At 58.7% G+C, this 21971-nt stretch carries 25 protein-coding genes and 1 tRNA gene; 8 read left to right on the top strand and 18 right to left on the bottom strand.

The annotated features are described in order from the left end of the window. Positions 1–86 precede the first annotated feature (86 nt). Complete coding sequence (gene mtfA / locus KFZ77_RS12265; RefSeq protein ID WP_264384350.1) at positions 87–884, bottom strand: DgsA anti-repressor MtfA; 798 nt, start codon at positions 882–884, stop codon at positions 87–89. A 94-nt stretch (positions 885–978) separates the two neighbouring features. Here mtfA and KFZ77_RS12260 point away from each other — a divergent pair. From KFZ77_RS12260 to KFZ77_RS12245, 4 genes are all read left to right on the top strand, one after another. After that, positions 979–1068: transfer RNA gene (locus KFZ77_RS12260), tRNA-Ser, on the top strand. Between the two features lie 207 nt (positions 1069–1275). Next, on the top strand, positions 1276–1962 hold the full coding sequence (locus KFZ77_RS12255) for a phosphohydrolase (protein WP_264384349.1): 687 nt from the start codon (positions 1276–1278) through the stop codon (positions 1960–1962). A 69-nt stretch (positions 1963–2031) separates the two neighbouring features. Continuing rightward, positions 2032–3480 carry a DNA cytosine methyltransferase gene (locus KFZ77_RS12250; RefSeq protein WP_406678778.1) on the top strand — a complete coding sequence of 483 codons (1449 nt, stop codon included), beginning with the start codon at positions 2032–2034 and terminating at the stop codon, positions 3478–3480. Further along, positions 3446–3916 (top strand): very short patch repair endonuclease, encoded by a 471-nt coding sequence (locus KFZ77_RS12245; RefSeq protein ID WP_031521036.1) that lies wholly within the window; start codon positions 3446–3448, stop codon positions 3914–3916. Before KFZ77_RS12250 ends, KFZ77_RS12245 begins: the two co-directional genes overlap by 35 nt. On the opposite strand, the gene yedA is transcribed toward KFZ77_RS12245, so the two are convergent. Next, complete coding sequence (yedA, locus tag KFZ77_RS12240) at positions 3906–4835, bottom strand: drug/metabolite exporter YedA (RefSeq protein ID WP_264384348.1); 930 nt, start codon at positions 4833–4835, stop codon at positions 3906–3908. The two genes, KFZ77_RS12245 and yedA, sit on opposite strands and share 11 nt — an antisense overlap. A 173-nt stretch (positions 4836–5008) precedes the next feature. Here yedA and KFZ77_RS12235 point away from each other — a divergent pair, with 173 nt between their 5' ends. From KFZ77_RS12235 to dgcQ, 3 genes are all read left to right on the top strand, one after another. Continuing rightward, positions 5009–5929, top strand: coding sequence for a DUF808 domain-containing protein (locus KFZ77_RS12235; RefSeq protein WP_264384347.1), 921 nt, complete (start codon positions 5009–5011; stop codon positions 5927–5929). Between the two features lie 86 nt (positions 5930–6015). Next, entirely contained in the window at positions 6016–6195 is a 180-nt protein-coding gene (locus KFZ77_RS12230) for a YodC family protein (RefSeq protein ID WP_264384346.1), read from the top strand. Positions 6196–6512: 317 nt separating this feature from the next. Then, the gene (gene dgcQ, locus KFZ77_RS12225) at positions 6513–8180 is read left to right on the top strand and encodes a cellulose biosynthesis regulator diguanylate cyclase DgcQ (RefSeq protein ID WP_264384345.1); all 1668 of its coding nucleotides are present in this window, start codon (positions 6513–6515) and stop codon (positions 8178–8180) included. Positions 8181–8183: 3 nt separating this feature from the next. Here dgcQ and KFZ77_RS12220 read toward each other — a convergent pair whose 3' ends face one another. Together KFZ77_RS12220 and yodD are read right to left on the bottom strand one after the other, a co-directional pair. Then, positions 8184–8999, bottom strand: a complete 816-nt coding sequence (locus KFZ77_RS12220) for a mannosyl-3-phosphoglycerate phosphatase-related protein (RefSeq protein ID WP_264384344.1) — start codon at positions 8997–8999, stop codon at positions 8184–8186. Between the two features lie 342 nt (positions 9000–9341). Then, a complete protein-coding gene (gene yodD / locus KFZ77_RS12215) occupies positions 9342–9566 on the bottom strand; it encodes a YodD family peroxide/acid resistance protein (RefSeq protein ID WP_264384343.1) in 225 nt (74 codons plus the stop codon). A 126-nt stretch (positions 9567–9692) separates the two neighbouring features. On the opposite strand from yodD, the gene dsrB reads away from it, so the two are divergent. Next, entirely contained in the window at positions 9693–9878 is a 186-nt protein-coding gene (gene dsrB / locus KFZ77_RS12210) for a protein DsrB (RefSeq protein ID WP_031521046.1), read from the top strand. A 162-nt stretch (positions 9879–10040) separates the two neighbouring features. Here the strand turns inward: dsrB and rcsA are convergent, their stop codons facing one another. The 14 genes from rcsA to fliF form a co-directional block, all read right to left on the bottom strand. Continuing rightward, the gene (gene rcsA, locus KFZ77_RS12205) at positions 10041–10664 is read right to left on the bottom strand and encodes a transcriptional regulator RcsA (RefSeq protein ID WP_031521048.1); all 624 of its coding nucleotides are present in this window, start codon (positions 10662–10664) and stop codon (positions 10041–10043) included. 461 nt (positions 10665–11125) lie between these two features. After that, positions 11126–11923 carry a flagellar biosynthetic protein FliR gene (gene fliR, locus KFZ77_RS12200; RefSeq protein WP_264384342.1) on the bottom strand — a complete coding sequence of 266 codons (798 nt, stop codon included), beginning with the start codon at positions 11921–11923 and terminating at the stop codon, positions 11126–11128. A 10-nt stretch (positions 11924–11933) separates the two neighbouring features. Beyond that, on the bottom strand, positions 11934–12203 hold the full coding sequence (gene fliQ, locus KFZ77_RS12195; RefSeq protein WP_031521051.1) for a flagellar biosynthesis protein FliQ: 270 nt from the start codon (positions 12201–12203) through the stop codon (positions 11934–11936). Between the two features lie 11 nt (positions 12204–12214). Continuing rightward, positions 12215–12952: a flagellar type III secretion system pore protein FliP gene (gene fliP / locus KFZ77_RS12190; RefSeq protein WP_264384341.1), complete on the bottom strand. Its 738-nt coding sequence runs from the start codon at positions 12950–12952 to the stop codon at positions 12215–12217. Beyond that, complete coding sequence (gene fliO, locus KFZ77_RS12185) at positions 12952–13335, bottom strand: flagellar biosynthetic protein FliO (protein ID WP_031521055.1); 384 nt, start codon at positions 13333–13335, stop codon at positions 12952–12954. Before fliO ends, fliP begins: the two co-directional genes overlap by 1 nt. Before the next feature lie 3 nt (positions 13336–13338). After that, positions 13339–13749 (bottom strand): flagellar motor switch protein FliN, encoded by a 411-nt coding sequence (fliN, locus tag KFZ77_RS12180; protein ID WP_031521057.1) that lies wholly within the window; start codon positions 13747–13749, stop codon positions 13339–13341. Further along, positions 13746–14750, bottom strand: coding sequence for a flagellar motor switch protein FliM (fliM, locus tag KFZ77_RS12175; protein ID WP_264384340.1), 1005 nt, complete (start codon positions 14748–14750; stop codon positions 13746–13748). The genes fliN and fliM overlap by 4 nt, the downstream gene beginning before the upstream one ends. Before the next feature lie 4 nt (positions 14751–14754). Beyond that, entirely contained in the window at positions 14755–15231 is a 477-nt protein-coding gene (fliL, locus tag KFZ77_RS12170; RefSeq protein ID WP_031521060.1) for a flagellar basal body-associated protein FliL, read from the bottom strand. Positions 15232–15336: 105 nt separating this feature from the next. Then, entirely contained in the window at positions 15337–16572 is a 1236-nt protein-coding gene (gene fliK / locus KFZ77_RS12165) for a flagellar hook length control protein FliK (RefSeq protein WP_264384339.1), read from the bottom strand. Beyond that, positions 16569–17012: a flagellar export protein FliJ gene (fliJ, locus tag KFZ77_RS12160; protein WP_031521064.1), complete on the bottom strand. Its 444-nt coding sequence runs from the start codon at positions 17010–17012 to the stop codon at positions 16569–16571. The genes fliK and fliJ overlap by 4 nt, the downstream gene beginning before the upstream one ends. 20 nt (positions 17013–17032) lie before the next feature. Continuing rightward, on the bottom strand, positions 17033–18403 hold the full coding sequence (fliI, locus tag KFZ77_RS12155) for a flagellar protein export ATPase FliI (RefSeq protein WP_031521065.1): 1371 nt from the start codon (positions 18401–18403) through the stop codon (positions 17033–17035). Continuing rightward, entirely contained in the window at positions 18403–19095 is a 693-nt protein-coding gene (gene fliH / locus KFZ77_RS12150; RefSeq protein WP_031521067.1) for a flagellar assembly protein FliH, read from the bottom strand. Before fliH ends, fliI begins: the two co-directional genes overlap by 1 nt. Next, positions 19088–20092 (bottom strand): flagellar motor switch protein FliG, encoded by a 1005-nt coding sequence (fliG, locus tag KFZ77_RS12145; protein WP_031521069.1) that lies wholly within the window; start codon positions 20090–20092, stop codon positions 19088–19090. The genes fliH and fliG overlap by 8 nt, the downstream gene beginning before the upstream one ends. Further along, the gene (fliF, locus tag KFZ77_RS12140) at positions 20089–21786 is read right to left on the bottom strand and encodes a flagellar basal-body MS-ring/collar protein FliF (RefSeq protein ID WP_264384338.1); all 1698 of its coding nucleotides are present in this window, start codon (positions 21784–21786) and stop codon (positions 20089–20091) included. The genes fliG and fliF overlap by 4 nt, the downstream gene beginning before the upstream one ends. Between the last annotated feature and the right edge of the window lie 185 nt (positions 21787–21971).

The raw sequence follows: 21971 nt of genomic DNA, 5'->3' as shown, positions 1-21971 counted from the left end.
GCGCATAGTAATAGCCCCGACGGTGAGTGTCAATTAACGAATCAGGTTTTTGATTCGACTGATTATTTTAGAAACAGTTCGCTGGGTTAGTGCAGCTGACCGGTGACGTTTTCATCGTCCGGCGAGCTGTCGCGCAGGCGTTTGAGCGGGTCCTGGCGATAGAAGTGACAAAACCGCTGCCACAGCGCCGGGAAACGAGGGGCGAACAGCCCCGGGGCGCTGAAGAAATACTCCGACAGCACAGCAAAGCACTCGGCCGGATCGGTCGCGGCATAGGCATCAATGCTGGCGGCGTTTTCGCCCACCAGGTCAATCTCATCCTGAATATTGTCCATCGCGGCGTGCAGATCGTGCTCCCAGGCGGCGACTTCACGCATCGGGATAAACGGGATCCCGCTTGAGCGGTCGCCGTTGCGGGCGTCGAGCTTGTGCGCCACCTCATGGAAAATCAGGTTGAAGCCCGAGGCGTCAAAGGAGTCCTGAATGTCGAGCCAGTTAAGCACGATCGGCCCCTGCTGCCAGCTCTGGCCGGAATGCACCACGCGCTGGCTGTGCACCAGCCCGATGTCGTCTTCCCATTCGTCGTCCACCACAAAGGGGGCAGGGTAGATAAGCACTTCATGAAAGCCGTCGAGCCACTCCAGACCCAGCTCCAGCACCGGCAGGCAGAACAGCAGGGCGATGCGGGCAGTTTTCAGATCGTCCAGTTCGAAATTTTGCAGCGGAACCAGGCGTTTTTGCTCCACGAAGCGGGTAGCCAGGCGGATCAGTTTCTCCTGCTCTTCCGGCGACAGGGGCGCCAGAACCGGGATGGCAAGCGCCTGCTCCCAGGGCAACGCGAGATGCGGTGAGGGTTCGCTAATTTTCCAGGGCCACTTAATCATCGTATTTGCTCGCAACGTCATCACTTGGTCAAAATCGGTCATTTCGGGTCTGTTCATACGCCACAGAACCTGGCATTATGTCGCCCACTGATGCGGAGAGATGCCGGAGCGGCTGAACGGACCGGTCTCGAAAACCGGAGTAGGGGCAACTCTACCGGGGGTTCAAATCCCCCTCTCTCCGCCACTCATTCAAGCAGTTATTTCGTTACATTTCAGTGACAAAAATCCCGTTGAGCGATTTCCGCGCCCCCGCATTCAGACCAAAAACTGTTCTTAATTCTACTGCATCATCCGCTGCGCAACAGGCCGCGATGTGCCTTTTCGGCTTCATCCTGGCGCAACCGTGGGCGGAGTTATTCATGGTGCGGTACTACCTGCGAGGAATTCTGTCGTGTCAGAACACTGGCAGCAACGCTTTGAAGCCTGGTTCAGCGCGCAGCCGCCGTCGAGCGATGCGGCGCACGACCTGGCGCATTTCAGACGTGTCTGGCGCAGCGCGCAGCGCATTATGGCCCAGCAGCAAGCAGACGGCAGGGTAGTGGTAGCCGCCTGCTATTTTCATGACATCGTCAGCCTGCCGAAAAACCATCCTGAACGCCACCTCTCCTCTGCGCTGGCTGCCGAGCGCACCCGCGCTATTCTCAGCGCGGACTTCCCCGATTTTCCCGCCGCGCTTCACGACGCGGTGGCGCACGCTGTGCATGCGCACAGCTTCAGTGCTGGCGTAGCGCCGCGCACCATCGAGGCGAAGATCGTGCAGGATGCCGACCGGCTGGAGTCACTGGGGGCAATCGGTCTGGCGCGGGTGTTTTATGTCTCCGGCATGCTTGGCCGCGAGCTGTTCGACAGTGCGGACCCGCTGGCGGAGCGACGTTCGCTGGATGACAGCCGCTACGCGGTCGATCACTTTCAGCAAAAGCTGCTGAAGCTACCCGCTACCATGCAAACCGCCGGCGGACGCGAGCTGGCGCAGCGCAATGCCGATTTCCTCGTCGATTATCTGGCGAAACTGTGCGCTGAACTGAACGGCGACTATGCCTCCAGCGATACCAGCGTGGCGGCGCGGCTGCGGGATTAATGGCGCAGGGTGCGGGCAGCCTTCTGTTTTGTGTTAGGCTGTAGAATATTTATTTTTCGGGTCAGAGCGATGCACGATACACAGGCGATTAACGATCAGATGACGCTGCCGGCGAACGATGCCGGTCCCGGGGAGCACAGCAGTCTGCTGGCGCAGGTTGCGGCTATCTACGATACCCGGCATCTGCTGGCGACGCTCAACGCGGCGGGGGAACGTAACTGGACGATTGCCCGGCTGAAAAAAGCGTTCCTGACGCCTGAGGCTTTGCCGCTCAGTCGCACAGAGCAGGCCGCATTAGCGCCGCTGGTGCCGCGCCCGCCGAAATCGCATCCCGACTATGCGTTCCGCTTTATCGATCTGTTCGCCGGTATCGGCGGGATCCGCAGCGGCTTTGAAGCCATTGGCGGTCAGTGCGTTTTTACCAGCGAGTGGAATAAGCATGCGGTGCGCACCTATAAAGCGAACTGGTACTGCGATCCGCAGCAGCATCACTTTAACGAAGACATCCGCGATGTCACTCTTAGCCACCGGAAAGAGGTGAGCGACAGTGAGGCGGCGGCGCATATTCGCGCCACGGTGCCGCAGCATGACGTGCTGCTGGCGGGCTTTCCCTGTCAGCCTTTTTCGCTGGCGGGCGTCTCGAAGAAAAACGCACTCGGGCGCGCTCACGGCTTCGCCTGCGAAACTCAGGGCACGCTGTTCTTTGACGTGGTGCGCATCATTAACGCCCATCGCCCGGCCATGTTTGTGCTGGAAAACGTTAAGAACCTGAAGAGTCATGATAAAGGCAATACCTTCCGCATCATCATGCAGACGCTGGATGAGCTGGGTTACGAGGTGGCAGACGCCGCCGAGAGCGGGCGCGACGATCCGAAAGTGATCGACGGCAGGCACTTCCTGCCGCAGCACCGCGAGCGCATTGTGCTGGTGGGTTTCCGCCGCGATCTCAATCTGCATCAGGGCTTTACGCTGCGCGACCTGCCGCAGCACTATCCGGCGCAGCGTCCGGCGTTTGGCGAGCTGCTCGATCCGACGGTGGATGCCAAATACATCCTTAGCCCGACCCTGTGGGACTATCTCTATCGTTACGCCCTGAAGCACCAGGCGAAAGGCAACGGCTTTGGCTATGGGCTGGTGGATCCGCAAAACCCTGCCAGCGTGGCGCGCACGCTGTCGGCGCGCTACTACAAGGACGGCGCAGAAATTCTGGTGGATCGCGGGTGGGATAAAGCCCTGGGTGTGCAGGATTTCCACGATGCCGCTAACCAGCAGCGCCGCCCGCGTCGCCTGACGCCGCGTGAGTGCGCGCGCCTGATGGGCTTCGAAGCGCCGGGGCAGAGCCAGTTCCGTATTCCGGTGTCTGACACCCAGGCCTATCGCCAGTTTGGTAACTCGGTGGTGGTGCCGGCATTTGCGGCAGTGGCGCGCTTACTGTCGGCGCGTATCCGGCAGGCGGTGGCAATGACGCGGGGCGACAAAGCCGATGGCAGACGTACACGACAAAGCGACGCGCAGTAAAAACATGCGCGCTATCGCCACGCGCGATACCGCAATTGAAAAACGCCTTGCCGGGCTGCTTACCACGCTCGGCATTTCCTTCCGGGTGCAGGATGCCGCCCTGGCCGGTCGCCCGGACTTCGTGGTAGACGACTACCAGGCGGTGATCTTCACCCATGGCTGCTTCTGGCATCATCACGACTGCTATCTGTTTAAGGTTCCTGCTACCCGCACCGATTTCTGGCTGGATAAAATCGGCAAAAACGTTGCCCGCGATAAGCGGGATATTGCGCTGCTGCTGGAGCAGGGCTGGCGGGTGCTGGTGGTATGGGAGTGCGCGTTACGCGGGCGGGCGAAGCTCAGTGATGAGGCGCTCAGCGAGCGCCTTGAAGAGTGGATCTGCAGCGGTGGCGTGCGCGCGGATATCGACATTCGCGGCATTCACCTCAGCGACTGAGGTCGCCAGGCTTCTCCGCTTCACACGATGTGATCACCGGTTTCGCCGGAAAGAAATATTTCCCCACCGTTACCAGCACCACCGCAAAGATAATCACCCCCAGCGCCAGCCACTCCACGGGAGACAGCACCTCGCCGGCAAAGCCGGTACCGAGCAGCACCGCTACCACCGGGTTGACGTAGGCGTAACTGGTGGCAATCGCCGGGCTGACGTTGCGGATCAGGTACATGTAGGCATTGATGGCAATGATAGAGCCAAACACCGCCAGATAACCCACCGCGAGAAAACCGGAGAGCGACGGCATGGCGGTAAGCCTTTCGCCGGAAATCATCGAGGCGATAAGCAGCACAATACCGGCTGTCAGCATTTCGATGGCACCCGCCATCATGCCCTGCGGCAGAGTGATGCGTGAGCCGTAGACCGAGCCGAACGCCCAGCTCACCGACCCCACCATGATCAGCAGCGCGCCCCAGGGATTACCGCTCAGGTTGCCGCCGCTGTTGAGCAGCACGATGCCGCAGAGACCGATGGCGATCCCCAGCCACTCGATTTTGCGCGTTTTGATGCCGAAGAAGTAGCTGAAGCACAGGGTGAACAGCGGGACGGTCGCGACGATCACCGCTGCAATACCCGACGGCACGTGCTGGTGTTCCGCCACGGTGACGAACCCGTTACCCACCGCCAGCAGCAGCACGCCAATCAGCGCGGCATTGAGCAGCGGGCGCAGCGGCGGCAGTTTGTGGCCGGTGAGCAGCAGGAAGGCCAGCAGCACCGCACCGGCAGAGAGGAAACGCACCCCGGCCATCATAAACGGCGGCCAGCTTTCGACGCCGATGCGGATAACGAAATAGGTGGAACCCCAGATAATGTAGAGCGCAAAGAGCGATCCAACGAGCGGCAATACTTTTGCGAAACGCATACTCCCTCACGACCAGAAACAAAGAGCCCTTATAGTAATCATCAAAACTATCCGGCGGCGAGCAAATTACTTTAAGGACGACGTTAAACAATTGTTGACAAAGCGTTTACATTTCACGAAGCGCGCTTTTACTCCATACTATGATCTCTGTCACCAAAACAAAGGAAGAAACTGTGGCTGGAAGTAGCTTATTAACCTTGCTGGATGATATCGCCACGCTGCTGGACGATATTTCAATGATGGGGAAACTGGCGGCAAAAAAAACCGCCGGAGTACTGGGGGATGACCTCTCCCTGAACGCGCAGCAGGTCAGCGGCGTGCGCGCCAATCGCGAGCTGCCCGTGGTATGGCGCGTAGCAGTAGGCTCGTTTTTAAATAAGCTGATCCTCGTTCCGCTGGCGTTGATAATCAGCGCGTTTGCCCCCTGGGCTATTACGCCGCTGCTGATGGTGGGCGGCGCGTTCCTCTGCTACGAAGGCGTCGAGAAGGTGATGCACAGCCTGCACGCCCGTAAGCACAAAGAGACGCCGGAACAGCGTCAACAGCGTCTCGACGAACTGGCGAAGCAGGACCCGAAGGTAATGGAGCGCGATAAGATCAAAGGCGCCATCCGCACCGACTTTATTCTCTCGGCAGAGATCGTGGCCATTACTCTGGGTATCGTCGCCGACGCGCCGCTGCTCACTCAGGTGCTGGTGTTGTCGGGTATCGCCATCCTGGTCACCATAGGGGTGTACGGACTGGTGGGGCTTATCGTTAAGCTCGACGACATCGGCTACTGGCTGTCAGAGCGCGCCTCGGCGCTGGCAAAGGCCGTGGGTAAAGGCTTGCTGGTGACGGCCCCGTGGCTGATGAAAGCCCTGTCGGTGCTCGGCACCATCGCCATGTTCCTCGTGGGCGGCGGTATCGTAGTGCACGGCATCGCGCCGCTCCATCATGCCATCGAGCATTTTTCTCACTCTCTGGGCGGATTTGCCGCGCTGGTATTGCCAACGCTGCTGAACCTGGTGCTCGGGTTTATTATCGGCAGCATTGTGCTGCTGGCGGTGAAGATGATTAGCCGGATGCGCGGCAAACCGGCGCACCAGGATTAATCTAATTGTTAGCCGCTGCGCCCAGGCAAAAATCGCGCCTTATGACTATCCTGAAGAGGTTTTCACCGATGATACCGGAGGCAATGATGAGCTTTGTGGTCAGCGATGAAGTAAAGCGTAAAAATGGCGGTCCGCGCATGGTGGTGACTGGCTACTCAAGCGGCATGGTCGAGTGCCGCTGGTATGACGGTTACGGCGTCCAGCGTGAAGCCTTTCGTGAAGATGAGCTGGTGGCCCTGCGTAACGCTGAGCCGCAGACTGCCTGACACACCCCATTCCCCTCGCGTCCGGCGAGGGGAATTTCATCAACGCTCGCTATTCTCCGCGCATCTCGCGCAATACCTTGATCTGCCTCACGCCGTTTCGCCTGATGCATCGTATCCTCAGCCGGCGTTACGCACACCAGCGGCGCTTTGCCTCTCAGTGTAATCAGTGGTAATGACCCGGCGCTGCGTCTACAGTTTACCCATACTAATGTCTAACGGTGCTCGGTCTGGCCGCGCTCAACGACCGGATACAATGGATGTCGTCACCTGCCGCCGACGGTTACAGGGACGTTACTGAGCCTGTTCAGGGAGTTTTTATGCGTGCAGCGATGATCACCCGGCGTGAGTTCTGGGGACAACGCCCGATTCGGGTGGTGAATATCTGTTTTCTGGTGGTGTTTATCTGTTCGGTCCTGCTGACCTGGCGCGAGCTGGTAGTGCTTGAGCAGGCTTACGTCGCCTCCCAGCGCAACAGTCTGGATAATGTCGCGACCGGTTTCGATCGCCATCTGCAGTACAGCGTTGATAAGCTGCTGTTTTACCGTAACGCCATGCGTTTTGCGCTGGAAGAGCCGCTGGAGACCGATGTGGCGCGTCAGATGCTGCGTGACTTCGCTCAGCAGCGTCGGGAAAGCAGCTGGCAGCTGCTGCAGAATAATACGCGCAGCATGCCGATCAACGGCGTCTCGGACGATTTCGTCAGCCAGAGCCCGTTGCTGAACCGCGATGAATCCCGGCTGCCCGGAGAGCTGAGCGCAGCCCTTGAGTTTGGCTATCTGATGCACCTCTCGGCCGGGGGCGAGGGCCGGGATATGCAGCAGAGCACCTGGTACACCTCACGCGCGGGCTTCTTTATTGCCAGTGACATTACCCGCGGAACGCCGTCGCTGCTTCCCCATTACTATCATCAGGTCACCCGTCCCTGGTTCAACGAACACGCCGGGGAGTACCATCGTGCCCGGGGCGTAAGCTGGTTCCATCTCTACGATCCGGCGCGACACACCCGCACCGTAACCGCCAGCGTCGCCCTCGACTATCAGCACTACTGGTATGGCGTACTGGCGATGGATTTCCCGCTGCAGACCCTCGACCGCTATCTGCAACGGGTAATTGATGAAGATGAACAGGGCGATATTTATCTCTTTGACAGCCGGCTGCAGATTGTTGCCGCGGCGCAGGATTCGCCCCCGGCGGAGCGGTTGTTCGATCCCGTCCAGCAGGCGCAGCTCGCCCATGCCCTTGAGCAGGAGGACGAGGGCGGGTTGCGCATGGATACCCGCTATATCAGCTGGGTAAAACTGAGCAACTTTGATGGCGTGCTGATCAAGGTGCATACCGTGGAACAGGGAATGCAGGGCGAGTTCGGGAATATCACCGTGGCGCTGATCCTGTTCTGGACGCTGTTTACCGCCATGCTGCTGGTGTCATGGCTGGTGATCCGCCGTATGGTGAATAACATGACCCGGCTGCAGAGCACCCTCACCTGGCAGGCGTGGCACGATCCGCTTACCCGGCTCTACAACCGCGGTGCCTTCTTCGAACGCGCCTGGATGCTGGCGCGCGAGTGTGAACAGCAGCACAAGCCGTACTCGGTGATCCAGTTTGACCTCGACCACTTCAAAAGCATCAACGATCGCTACGGTCACCAGGCAGGGGATAAGGTGCTGAGCCATGCCGCTACCATGCTGGCTACGCTACTGCGTGACGGGGACATCGCCGGACGCGTAGGGGGGGAGGAGTTCTGCGTGCTGCTGCCGGATACCTCGCTGGATGAAGCCGCAAATATCGCAGAGCGTATTCGCGCCCGGCTAAATGCCAGAGAGATTCTGGTGAAACGTCACGGGTCACTGCGGTTCAGCGCCTCGTTTGGGGTGAGCTGTTCGGCCGAGGCAAATAACTATAACTTCGAGCAGCTGCAGGCCAGCGCCGACGCGCGTCTCTATCAGGCGAAACAGCGCGGGCGCAATCAGGTCTACGCCCGCTGAGGGTCAGGCATCAGCAAGAAAATGGTCCAGCCCTTCGCTCCATCCGGCCGGGCCATGCTGTTCCGTGCGGTAAACCCGCTCAGGGTTATCCTGTTTCAGAATCACCGGATTGCGGCTGTAGCCCTTCACGATCACGGCGTAGTCAACCGCATCCAGCAGCGGCGCATCGCCGGGGGCATCGCCCAGACCAAGGGTAGTCAGGCTACTTCCGCGCTGCGCCCGGTACTGCTTCATCAGCCAGGCCACCGCCTGTCCTTTACCGCCCTGCTGATCGAGCACGTGCCAGAAGCGGCCGCCTTCGATCAACATCAGCCCGTTCTGTTCCAGCTCGGTGGTAAAGGCTGCTAGCCTGTCATCACTGTCGCGCCAGATCAGGGTTTCCGAAGCCTCCTGCAGCATCGCCAGCGATACGCGCTTCGGCGGCAGACCACTCCACTCGGCCAGCGTATCTTCGTCCACGTCGCTGATGCCGGTGAACTTGTAGCCGTGGGTGTCGCGCAGGCGGCCCAGTAACAGGCGGATTTCTTCATGCCGCGCGCCGGCCAGCAGGCGCGGGTAGTCCGGATGATCGTTCCAGCTCTCATCCAGCGCGATCACAGCCCCGTTCTCAGCGATAAACGGCTGCCCCTGCAGGCCAAGCTCCTTCTGCAGGGCAATAATCTCTGCCGCGGTTTTACTGCTGCACAGCACCAGGGGGATTTGCTTGCTGGTCAGGCGCGTCAGCCACGCCCGGGCGGCATCCCACTCATGGGTGTTGTGATCCAGCAGCGTGCCGTCGAGATCGGAGAAAATGACTAATGACTCAGTTAACGCTGGCATAACGTGCTCTCCTTAAGCAGATGAAAACGGCGGGACGAAAACGCCCGGGATTAGGATAAATCCCAATTCTTTATTATTGTTGATGGCTCATTTTTGGGAACGTTACCGCTCAGGCCGCAGGGCACAAGGGATGCAGACCCATAGCTAAAAGATATAAGTAAGAAGTTGTTATTTACCAATGGAATATATCCTTGTTATTGAAAAAAAATGCGGATATGTTGGTCCCACATCAGATTTCCTGGTGTAACGAATTTTCAAGTGCTTCTTGCAAAAGCAAGTTTCATTCCCGGCCTCCCCGGCCGGGTTTTTTTTGCCTGTCTTCCGGCAGGGCGCTGATCAGACTCATTTCCGGCAGGTGATTTCACCGACGCTGAAATCCCGAATATCCAGCTCAAACACCTCAGCCAGTTCGCGACAGGTATGGTATTCACGCCCGTCCACGCTGACACGCAGGGGATCGTCGCTGTTTTCAACCCGGCGCACTTCACTTTCGCTTATCTCGTTCATAGCAGCGAGCAGCGCATCAACGTCCACGCTGCTATCGGAATGATCTTTGACAGTTTTCATCAGCACTCCCTCCGGCAAACCCACCTGTAAGTATAGACGTTTACGGGCAGGCAAACGGTCATCGGGGCGGTGCCAGCGCGGCGCTTTTGTTCTACACTGGCACAAAACCAGTAAGAGGAGAGGGGAATGAACGTTAACGATCGCGTCACGGTGAAAACGGACGGCGGGCCGCGCAGGCCTGGCGTGGTGCTGGCGATTGAGGAGTTCAGCGAGGGGACGATGTATTTAGTGTCACTCGAAGACTACCCGCTGGGCATCTGGTTCTTTAATGAAAAGGATCACCCGGACGGCATCTTTGTTGAAAAGGCCTGATGTATTTGCCCCCCGCGTCAGCGGGGGCGAGTAGCTCGCACCGGCAAATCACATTTACTTATCACCGCCTTCAGACGACATCATTGCTTAAAGCCGGTGATAATGTCTGAATTCGGGCCGCAACCCGTTATATTTATTTGGCGTGTAGGGTAAAGAGTGAAATTATCGCATATTTACGAAAATACCATTTGTCACGTTATCCGTGAGACGCACCACGTGATATATGACTTGCTTATTATGCGTTTTAATTTTCCTTTTAATATTTCCTTTATGTGACGATACCGTTTTGGCCTTAATATTCATCTGATCGGAGATCTGAATCGTATCCTGACCCGACATCCACATTTTCAGCATGCTTGATTCAGTGCGGCTTAAAGAGAGTGTAGGGAGATTAATGTTTCCGGTACACTGCATATCTTTGGCCAGATAATCGCCTAATATATTGTCCAGCGATTCTGGTTTGATCGATTTCGAGCTAATTAACAGGTTCTTACGTACTAATAAATACTCATCGAAATGAATATTGGCAATTGCCATAAAGACAATAAATAGCGTGTCGGGATGTTGAGTAATGACCTGCTTAATCTGCTCGCTGCTGTCCGGGCAGTGGATAAAACAGTCTTCATTAATGAACACCACATGGGGTTGTCGTCTCTGGCACTCCCCAGCCAGGCCGTCCACACTTTCTACGTCACAAATTTGCCGCTTCTTAACCCCCCGACTGGCTAAATAGCCGGTAAGTCCGAGTCTGGTATAGCTGCATAAATCCATAATAATCGTTGACATAGCAAACCCTCACTAAACGCGTTATCCGTTAAAGCACAACGATATCTACCCTGAGCGCTCACCTGAGTAAGTCTGGCATTCGTCCTGAACGGCACAATACGGGACTCCAAAAATATATCCTGGCGTCTGCGCAGAATATATGCTGCAACCAGCGCATTAATTACCGATTAAGCGAAACGCATCGATAACAAATAACCCTGGCCCTGAGATACATAAGCTGTTTCGTGAGCAGACGACTACACACTCTTCAACTGCAGCGAAGAATGCAAAAAAACAGGGCGAAGACAATCAGGCGAACTCACTATCCCGTAAAGTTACGTATAATTTGCCAGGAATGTTCTCAAAGTAAAGTAAATGTTTAGTTATGTGAAACGGCTTAAAACTATTAATCCGCGCCACGTATATCCTGGAAGGATGTCCTTAATAAAAATTTTAGGATTATCCTCATGATGACAATAATATTATTGTGGGATTGGGGTGGCAGGGATCTCGCTAACCAGATCGGCCAGTAAGTCGAAGATTTCACTGAAAAGATGTTCGCAGAAAGGGGCAATTAACGGCATCATTGCCGCCATCACCATAATGCCAACGGTGAGCGTAACCGGGAAACCGATCACGAATACCGACAGCTGCGGTGCCATACGGTTGAGCATGCCAAGCGCCAGGTTCAGCGTCAGCAGCAGGGTGATCAGCGGTAGCGCCAGCATCAACCCGTTGATGAAAATCATCCCGCCGGCGCGGGTCAGCGCCAGAAACGCGTTGCTGTTCATCGGCTCGCCGCCAATGGGCAGGGTGTGGAAGGTATCCACCAGCAGGGAAATCAGCCACAGATGACCGTTAAAGGTCAGGAACAGCAGCATCGCCAGCATATCCATAAAGCGCGCCAGCACCGGCATGTTGAGCTTCGACGCCGGGTCCACGAAGGTGGCGAACGACAGCCCCATCTGTAAACCAATCAGCTCGCCCGCCATCCTTACCGCAGCAAAAGCAAACTGCATGGTGAACCCCAGCGCTATGCCGATAAGGATCTGCTGTAGCGCCAGCCAGAAACCCTGAGGCGAGAAGATGGTGACGCCGGTAACCGGCAGGGTCGGGGCAATGATGATGGTAATCATGATCCCCAGCCCGATTTTTACGCGCTTAGGGATCATGCGCTCACTCAGGATGGGTGCGGTGGAGATCAGCGCCAGCACGCGCAGCAGCGGCCAGAAGTAGAGGCTCAGCCAGTGGAGCCATTGATCGCTGGTAACCTGAAACATGCGCGGGGGATTATCCGATGATGTAAGGCAGGCGGGTAAACAGCGTGCGCACGTAGTCGAGCAGCAGGTTCAGCATCCACGGGCCGGCAACGATAATGGCACAGACCACGGCGAGGATTTTCGGAATGAACGACAGCGTCATTTCGTTAATCTGCGTCGCCGCCTGCAAAATACTGATGATAAGGCCGGTGACCAGCGCCACCAGCAGCAGCGGGGCCGCAACAAACAGCGCGACTTTCATCGCTTCTGTTCCCATCATCATCACCGATTCAGGCGTCATTGCGCACCTCGTTAACTGTAGAAACTTTGTGCCAGTGACCCGACCAGCAGCTGCCAGCCGTCAACCAGTACAAACAGCATAAGCTTGAAGGGCAGGGCAATGGTTGCCGGTGGCACCATCATCATACCCAGCGCCATCAGCACGCTGGCGATAACCAGGTCGATGATCAGGAACGGAATAAAAACGGTGAAGCCAATCTGGAATGCAGTTTTCAGTTCGCTGGTGACGTAAGCCGGCAGCAGAATGCGCATCGGCACGGCTTCCGGGCCAGCCATCGGGCCGGCATTCGCCAGGCGGGCAAACAGCGCCAGGTCGGCTTCACGGGTCTGGCGCATCATGAATTCGCGCAGGGGCTGGGCGCCGCGCTCAAGCGCCACGTCCATGGAAATTTTATCTTCAGCAAACGGCTGATAGGCATCGGTATAGATCTTGTCGAACACCGGGGCCATGATGAAAAAGGTCAGAAACAGCGCCAGGCCAAGCATCACCTGGTTTGGTGGTGCCGACGGCGTACCGAGGGCGTTACGCAGCAGGCCGAACACGATAATGATGCGCGTAAAGCTGGTCATCATCAGCAGAATCGCCGGGATAAAGGTCAGCGAGGTGATAAACACCAGCGTCTGCACCGGCAGCGACCAGCTCTGACCGCCGTTAGCCAGCGGCTGGCTAATCAGCCCCGGAAGCTGGGCGAACGCCGCAGGGGCAATGCCCAGCAGCGCGAACAACGAGAGAGACAACAAGCGACGCATCAGGATCTCCCGTTACGCTTAAGCAGATTTTTCAGTAAAGCCTGGAATTCCGGCCCGGCAGGCGCGGACGTGGACGGCGCTTCTTCCGGGGCAGGAGGAAGGGTATGCAGTGTGGTGATCTGCGTCGGCGTGACGCCGAGCACCAGGCGCGCATCCTGCACATCAACAATCACCACCCGCTCACGGGTGCCGACGCTGATGCTGGCGCTGATTTTCAGATCGCGGCTGTTGCCTTTTTTCGGGGTAAAGCCGGCGCGTTTGGCGACCCAGGCCGCGAGCAAAATAAAGAGAATAATGACGAGCAGGGCGCCGCTGACCTGCATCAGCGGCGAGCCGGATGACGCGCTGGTCTCCGGCTGTGTCACAGTGGCCTGGGTTTTCATCAATTAACGGCTCAGACGGCGCATACGCTCGGACGGGGTAATGATATCGGTGATGCGCACGCCGTACTTGTCGGCGACGACCACAACTTCACCCTGGGCAATCAGGTAGCCGTTGATAAGAATATCCAGCGGTTCACCGGCCAGACCGTCCAGCGCCACAACCGACCCCTGGGTCAGACGCAGCAGCTCTTTGATGGTCATACGGGTGCGGCCCAGCTCCACGGTCAGCTTGACCGGGATATCCATAATCAGGTCGATATCCTGGAGTGAACCGGCGACATCGCCACCGTCCATCTGACGGAAGATATTATCGGCGCTGCTTTTGCCCGCTGCTTTCTGTTCGCCTAACGCGTCAGCCCACAGATCGTCCACGGAGCCTGCGTTGTCGTCGGACGGATTGTTCATGTCACTCATTTGGGCTGTTCCTCATTCAGCGAATTCAAAATCGGGTTGATCAGATGTTCGACGCGCAGGGCGTATTGTCCATTCATGGTGCCGTACTGGCTGGTCAGTACCGGGACGCCATCGACGTGCGCGATGATGCGGTCCGGTTTCTCCACCGGCAGTACATCGCCTGGCTGGAGCTTCAGGATCTGCGACAGGCGCAGCGGTATATCAGCGAAATGGGCGATCAGCTCCAGTTCGGAGTGCTGTACCTGGCGTACCAGGTTATCGCGCCAGTTCTGGTCCTCGTGGCGGGAGTTCTCCAGCGGCGGGTTGACCAGCACTTCGCGCAGCGGTTCGATCATGCTGAACGGCAGGCAGATGTTGAACTCGCCGGTCAGGTTACCGATCTCTACGTGGAACGGCGTGTTGACCACGATGTCGTTCGGGGAGGTGGTGATATTGGTAAATTTCACCTGCATCTCAGAACGCACGTACTCCACTTCCAGCGGGTTAATCGCCTTCCACGCGTCGCTGTACGCTTCCAGCGCCAGCTTCAGCATGCGGTTGATTACGCGCTGTTCGGTATGGGTAAATTCGCGACCTTCCACTTTAGTCGGGAAGCGACCGTCGCCCCCGAACAGGTTATCCACGGCGATAAACACCAGGCTTGGCGAGAACACGAACAGGCCGGTTCCGCGCAGCGGTTTCAGGTGGATAAGGTTAAGGTTGGTCGGCACCGGCAGGTTACGTGCATATTCGTGGTAGGGCTGAATACGAATGGCACCCACCGTGATATCGGGGCTTCTGCGCAGCAGGTTAAACAGCCCCATACGGAACTGACGGGCGAAACGTTCGTTAATGATCTCCAGTGCCTGCAGGCGCTCGCGCACCACGCGACGTTGCGTATTGGGATCATAGGGTCGAATGTCGCTGTCGCCCGCGGCGCCGGTTTTCGCGGCGTCGCTTTGCTCGCTGTCGCCGTTTAACAGCGCGTCGATTTCGGCCTGAGAAAGAATACTGTCGCCCATGGGTTTACCGCAAAATGAAGGCTGTATACAACACGTCGGTCACCACTTGTTTTGGTTGACCTTCAACCAGCGGTGCCTCAAGCGTCGATTTAATGGCATCGACCAGTTTCTGTTTGCCTTCATCCGTCGCCAGCGCGTTAGCGTCCTGACGGGAGAACAGCAGCAGCAGACGGCTGCGCACTTCCGGCAGGTACTCGCTGATGCGCATGCGCGTTTCGTCATCTTTCAGGCGCAGCGTAATGCCGATGTACAGCACGCGATCCGCATCACCGAGGTTAACGGTGAAGGTATCCAGCGCGAAAAAGACCGGCGCAGGCGGTGGAACCGGCTCAGCAGCTGCAGTAGCGGCAGCCGCATCCGGATGCTGCTGCATCCGCCAGTAGCTGTAACCTGCGGTAGCGCAGGCTGCGAGAGTGATAAGCACCAGCAACGGCATCCAGATGGAGCGTTTGCGGCCTTTGTTGATAGCGGTGTCAGTCATCTAGTGCGGTCTTCCTGTATCGGTACTGCATATGGGCTGATTATCCCGTGTCTCTCCGCGGTCAAAGCGCGGAAAAGACACGTATAATCGCGCTACCTCTGGCGTTTAGGCGAAGATGTCTACCGCGTTATTACCGCGGGCCGCCGCCTGAAGCGCAGCGGGTGCGCTCAGCACTTCATCCTCGCTGCCCGAGAAACTGAAGCCATTTCCGCGACTTGCCTGCTGCTGCTGTTGGTCAGTCTGCTGGCCGCCAGCGGAACTTTCACTGCTGATACTGCTCTGGCCCAGCTGAATGCCGTTCTCCGCCAGCTGGGTGCGCAGCATCGGCAGCGCCGCTTCCAGCGCTGAACGGACGTGGCTGTGCGGGGAGACCATCTGCAGCTGCGCCTGGTTATCATCAATCTTCAGGCTGATCTGCACGCTACCCAGATCTTCCGGGTGCAGACGCAGCTCGGCGCTCTGCTGACCCTGGCGGGTGAACAGGGTGATGTGCTGGGAAACCGAGGTCTGCCACTCCGGCGTACCCAGCTGCGCATTGATGTGCGGCGCAACAGGGGTAGCAATCTGCGTGGTGGTGGTATTGACGCTGGCGATGCTGGCGGCCAGCGGCGTCAGGTTGTGACTGGCGGGTGAGGCGGTAGCGCTGGTATCAGCCTGCACTTTTTCGCCTGCCACTACCGGCTGCACCACCTGGGTGTCTGCCAGCTGCTGGGCGGTGGCTGCGGGCGTTACCGCCGCGGCTGCGCCAGCACCTTTGCTGTCAGCGGCGGTTGCGCTGGCGGCGGTGGTACGGTTATTCAGGGTGTCGGCGAGGGACGCGCGCGCGCCGGAGGTGGTCACGGCGGAAATGCTCTGGCCAGCGGTCGCGGTGCTCAGGGTGGCGCTCTGGGCGGTCGGAACCTGCTGCGGCAGCATGGCGAACAGCGCGCTAAGCCCCGCCATGTCGTCATCAGAAAGCTTTTTATCGCTCTCCAGCGTCGGCTTCTCACCTTTCACATCGGCGGTCTTCACGTTACCGAGCAGTTGGCCCAGTGAGGCCAGCGGATCTTCGCCGTCTGTCGCTGCCAGCAGCTCCGCCAGCGGGTTCTCTACCGCGCTGTCGGTATCGGCATCGGCGGCGTTGACCAGTGCATCCAGGGCGCTTTGCGGTGCGCCTTTACCGGCTACTTCCGCTTTTAACTCCGCCAGCGTCAACGGTTTGCCGTCGGCACCGGGAATGCCACCCGGCAGGGCCTGGCTCAACAGGGCCAGGAAATCCCCTGCGCTGGCCGGCGCTTTGCCGTTCGCGCCAGTGGCGGCGACGTCGGCGTCGGTAAGCACAATGTTGGGCAACGTAATCATTCGCTTTTCCTCAGTGATGCCCGCTGGGCAAATTCATCCATTTTTTTCTGATCGAGCCGGTTTTCTGCCAGCAGCGCGGCGCTGGTGCGCCGATCCTGCAGGGTCTGCCAGGCCTGAAGTCGTATTTTCTTCTCTTTCCAGAAGTCCAGCGCCTGTTCCACTTTGGTGGCCCACTGCGCCAGCTGGAGGCGATGCTGCTCGATAGCCTTCTCCAGCGTGGAGATAAACTGCTGGTAGTTCTGCCAGCGCTGGCTGCCGATCCCCTGGCTCATATCGCTGTTCAGGTTGTTGCGATATTCAAACTGGTAGTTGATCAGCATATTGAGCTGCTCTTCTGCCTGCTGACAGCAGCGGCGCATTTCGCCCAGCTGCAGCGCGGCATCGTCAACTTCTTTTTCCGCCATGTCTTTCAGCGTATTCAGTGCGCTATGTTGCGTCATCGCCTGTTACTCCCACTTCATCACACCGTCGGGAAGATGCGCTCCAGCGACTGCACGGAGTCTTCCCACCCTGAGCGTTCAAAAATGCCCTGCTGTAAAAAGCCTTCCAGTTCCGGCCACAGCGTGATGGCGCGGTCGAGCAGCGGGTCGCTGCCTTTGGCGTAAGCGCCGACGCTGACCAGGTCGCGGTTGCGCTGGAAACTGGAGAGCAGCTGTTTAAACGTGCGTACCCGCGCGTAATGCGGTTCGCTGATGATGGCGGTCATTACGCGGCTGATGGAGGCTTCAATATCGATAGCCGGGTAGTGGCCGGCTTCTGCCAGACGGCGCGAAAGCACCACGTGACCATCGAGGATGGCGCGCGCCGAGTCGGCGATCGGATCCTGCTGGTCATCGCCTTCGGTCAGTACCGTATAAAACGCGGTAATCGACCCGCCGCCGTGAATGCCGTTCCCGGCACGTTCCACCAGCGCCGGCAGCTTGGCAAATACCGAAGGCGGATAGCCTTTGGTGGCCGGCGGCTCGCCGATAGCCAGCGCAATCTCACGCTGCGCCATCGCGTAGCGGGTGAGGGAGTCCATGATCAGCAGCACGTGCTGACCGCGGTCGCGGAAATCTTCGGCGATGCGGGTGGCGTAAGCAGCACCCTGCATACGCAGCAGCGGCGAGACGTCCGCCGGGGCGGCAATCACCACCGAACGCGCGCGGCCCTCGGCGCCGAGAATGTTTTCAATAAAATCTTTTACTTCGCGGCCACGCTCGCCGATAAGCCCGACCACAATCACGTCGGCTTTGGTGTAGCGCGCCATCATGCCGAGCAGCACGGATTTACCGACGCCGGAACCGGCGAACAGGCCCATACGCTGCCCGCGACCGACGGTCAGCAGGGCGTTAATCGGGCGCACGCCGACATCCAGCACGTCGGTGATTTCGGTACGTTGCAGCGGGTTAAACGGGGCGGTGACCAGCGCGCCGGTCTCTTTGGTATCAGGTGCCGGCAGGCCGTCGAGGGGTTTACCCGCCCCGTCCAGCACGCGACCGAGCAGGGCAGGGCCGAGCGGCAGCTGTTTACCGCTCTGCATACCGTCGCCGTTACCGGTGCGGGCGTAGACGCGCGCGCCAGGCAGCACGCCTTCCACCTCTTCGAGCGGCATCAGAAACAGCTTGTGGCCGTTAAAACCGACCACTTCCGTTTCGACTTCTTTAAGCTGTTCCCCGTCCTGGCGCTCGATGATGCAGGTGGCACCCAGCGGGAGCTGCAGACCGGTGGCTTCCAGCACCAGACCGGTAGCACGCGTCAGCCTGCCGTAGCGGCGCAGCGCCGGGAGCTGCGTCATGCGCGCTTCGAAATTATCAAGCGTGTTGAGCCAACGGGTCAGACGTGCGGTCATCACACCACTCCTGGTGCGGCGAGGCGGCACAGTTCCTGCCAGCGCGTCGCCACGCTGGCATCGAGATCGCCTTCGTCAGCGGAGACTTTACAGCCGCCCTGGTGCAGGGTCGGGTCGCCGCGCAGCCGCCAGCCGTGCAGGCTGAGGGTCGCGCCGAGCATCTCTTCCACGCGCTGCAGGTCGTCCGGATGGACGCGCAGAATCGGTTTGCCGCTGAACAGCGGTTCCTGCTGCAATAGCAGCTGGATCTGCTTGATCAGCGCGTTGTTATCCACGCTTGGGGTATGGCCTATCACCTGACGCGCGGCTTCCAGCGCCATCTGCATCAGGCGTGAGGCGATAACGCTGTCCAGCGCATCGAGGGTGTACTGGAATTCGCTCACCAGCTGTTGCATGCGGGCATGAACCGGCGCCTGCTGCTGGCGCGCCTCGTTCAGACCCTGCTCCAGCCCCTGGGCAAAACCCTCTTTACGTCCCTGTTCCACACCCTGTACGCGGCCATCTTCATGCCCGGCGGCAAAACCCTGTTCGCGAGCCTGGGCCTGCATCAGGGCCAGGGTCTGCTGCAGGTCTGGCTCCGGGATCTCGCCGTCATCCAGACCGCTGACTTCCACCGGCTCCGGCAGCTCAAAGCTCTGCGCAGGGGAGAGGTCTTCCGGTGACCACGGCTGCCACGGCAGTTGATTAGACATAGGTATCCTCGCCGCTGCCAATCACCATCTCGCCGGTCTCCGCCAGACGGCGGACGATGAGCAGGATAGCTTTCTGTTCGTTTTCCACCTGAGACAGACGCACCGGGCCACGGTTGGCAAGGTCGTCGCGCAGGATGTCTGCCGCACGCTGGGACATGTTGCGCAGGAACTTCTCGCGCAGCGGGGCTTCGGCACCTTTCAGCGCCACCAGCAGCGATTCGGACTCTACTTCCTGGAGCAGGCGCTGGATGCTGCGGTCGTCCACTTCCACGAGGTTTTCGAACAGGAACATCTCGTCGATGATTTTCTGCGCCAGCTCGCCGTCGAACTCGCGAACCGCGGTGATAACCGCTTCTTCCTGCTGGGTCTTCATCAGGTTGATGATTTCCGCTGCGGTTCTCACGCCGCCCATTTTGCTGCGCTTGAGGTTCTGGCCGTCGAGCAGGTTGTTGAGCACTTCGGTCAGCTCCGCCAGCGCGGCTGGCTGCACGCCGCCAAAGGTGGCGATACGCAGCATCACGTCGTTACGCAGACGCTCGTCGAACAGTGCCAGAATATCGGCAGCCTGGCCACGCTTGAGGTGAACCAGGATGGTGGCGATGATCTGCGGGTGTTCGTCGCGAATAAGGTCGGCGGCGCTCTGCGGCTCCATGAAGTTGAGCGTCTCCATGCCGGTCGTCGTCTCTTTCGATTCGAGGATGTCTTCCAGCAGGCTGGAGGCGCGCTCTTCGCCCAGCGCCTTCACCAGCACCGAACGCAGGTAGTCGTTGGCGTTGATGCTCAGCGCTGCGAACTGCTCTGCTTCCTGCTCGAATTCAGCCAGCACTTCGGTCAGCTGTTTGTTCGAGATCTGGCGCACGTTGGCCATCGCAGCACTCAGGTGCTGCACTTCGCGCGGGGCGAGGTGTTTGAACACCTCCGCCGCACGATCTTCACCGATGGTCATCAGCAGGATGGCGCTTTTATCGGTTCCTGTCAGGGGGCTGGTGCTACTCATAGTTCGTTACTCATCCACTGGCGGATGACCAGCGCTACCACGCGCGGGTCGTTATCAGACATGTCACGAATACGTTGACTCATTACTTCGGCGCTCAGGCGCTGGTTGGTGCGGCGCTGCTGGGTCTGCTCGTCTTTGCTGAGGCTGACTTCGACGGACTCGGCCATCTCTTTACGCTCGCGCTCCGCTTCCACTGCCATGCGTGCGGCTTCTTCGCGACGCTGGATCATCGGACGGATGCCTTTACGCCACAGCAGCCATGCCACCAGCAGGACAATCAGCCAGCGACCCGCAGAGAGCATCTGGTCGATGAAGGACTGTGTCTGCCAGAACGGCAGTTCGCCACCGGTCTCATCCGTTGCGGTGAACGGTGAGTTGACCACGTTCAGGGTATCGCCGCGCTTCTCGGTGAAGCCCATCGCTTCGCGGGTCAGATCTTCAATCTGCTTGATCTGCTCGGCGGTCAGCGGCAGCGGTTTGCCGTCTTCCAGCGCACGGTAGTTCACCACCACGGCGACAGAAAGACGCTGAATGTCGCCCACGTTCTGTTTGGTGTGGCGAATGGTGCGGTCCAGCTCGTAGTTGGTGGTTGAGTCGTTAGACGAGTTACGCGGTACAGAGGTATTCGCCGTGGTGGTCTGCTGACCATTCTGGTTGTTCTGACCATTCTGCCCGTTCTGGTTATTCTGATTCGCCGCCGGGGCATCAATCGGTGCGTTGTTCGCCGGTGCCGGCTGGTTAGACAGCGCGCCCGGAACGCCGCCCGGATACGGACCGCCAACCTGCTCGCTGGTGTTCAGCTGACGGGAGCGAATAGCTGCCTGAGACGGATCGCCGTTTGGACGATACTGCTCTTCGGTCTGCTCTTTGGTGGCGAAGTCAATCTGCGCGGTGACCTGGGCGTGCACGTTGCCGTTCCCGACAATCGGGCCGAGGATCGATTCGATACGACGCTGGATGCGGCCTTCGACGTCGCTGGCGTACTTCAGCTGGGCGTCGTTCAGGTCGCGACCGTTGGTTTCAGATTTGGTCAGCAGGTGACCGCCCTGATCCACCAGGGTTACGTTGCCCGGCGGCAGGCCGGCGACGGCGCTGGATACCATGTGCACCACGGCGCTGATCTGGCCTTCATCCAGCGCGCGGCCGGGTTCCAGATTCAGGGTGACCGAGGCGGACGGTGATTTCTGCTCGCGCACGAACAGCGACGGTTTCGGCATGGCGAGGTGCACGCGGGCGCTCTTCACCGGACCGAGAGTCTCGATGGTGCGGGCCAGCTCACCTTCCAGCGCGCGCTGGTAGTTCACCTGCTCGCTGAACTGGCTGATGCCGAACTTCTCCTGATCGAGCAGTTCAAAGCCGACCGCACCGCCTTTCGGCAGTCCCTGACCGGCAAGGCGCAGACGCAGCTCATGCACTTTATCGGCAGGCACCATAATGGCGCTGCCGTTATCAGAGAAGCGGTAGGGGATGTTCATCTGCGTCAATTGGGTGACGATGGCCCCGCCATCCTGATCCGTCAGGTTGCTATAGAGGGTGCGATAGTCTGGGGTTTTGGCCCATAAAACCAGCGCGATAACAATCGCGACGGCAGCAGCTGCGGCCACCATTAACGGGATTTTAGGGTTAGCGCGTAAGCGGTTCAGCCACTCGACAGGTTTATTTTGTGAGGGTTGAGCTGTAGCTGCGGCGTTCATTGCTTACCTCGCGGCTCTGCGTTAACTGAATGTTTCGTGTAATGAAGCAAGACGGACTCCCGGGTCGGCAAACACGACAAAAGTTCCATAATGATGGCTGTGCCATTATTTGATGATTCCGGATTTTCTATGGCTCAAATAGCTCGATTTTTTGCGGCTATTTAGCGCCTTTATCTCATTGACAA

It is taken from the genome of Siccibacter colletis (assembly GCF_025914095.1).
GTDB classification, from domain to species: Bacteria; Pseudomonadota; Gammaproteobacteria; order Enterobacterales; family Enterobacteriaceae; genus Siccibacter; species Siccibacter colletis.
Note: the sequence above shows the minus strand (reverse complement) of the source record. Positions and strands in the feature narration are given on the sequence as shown.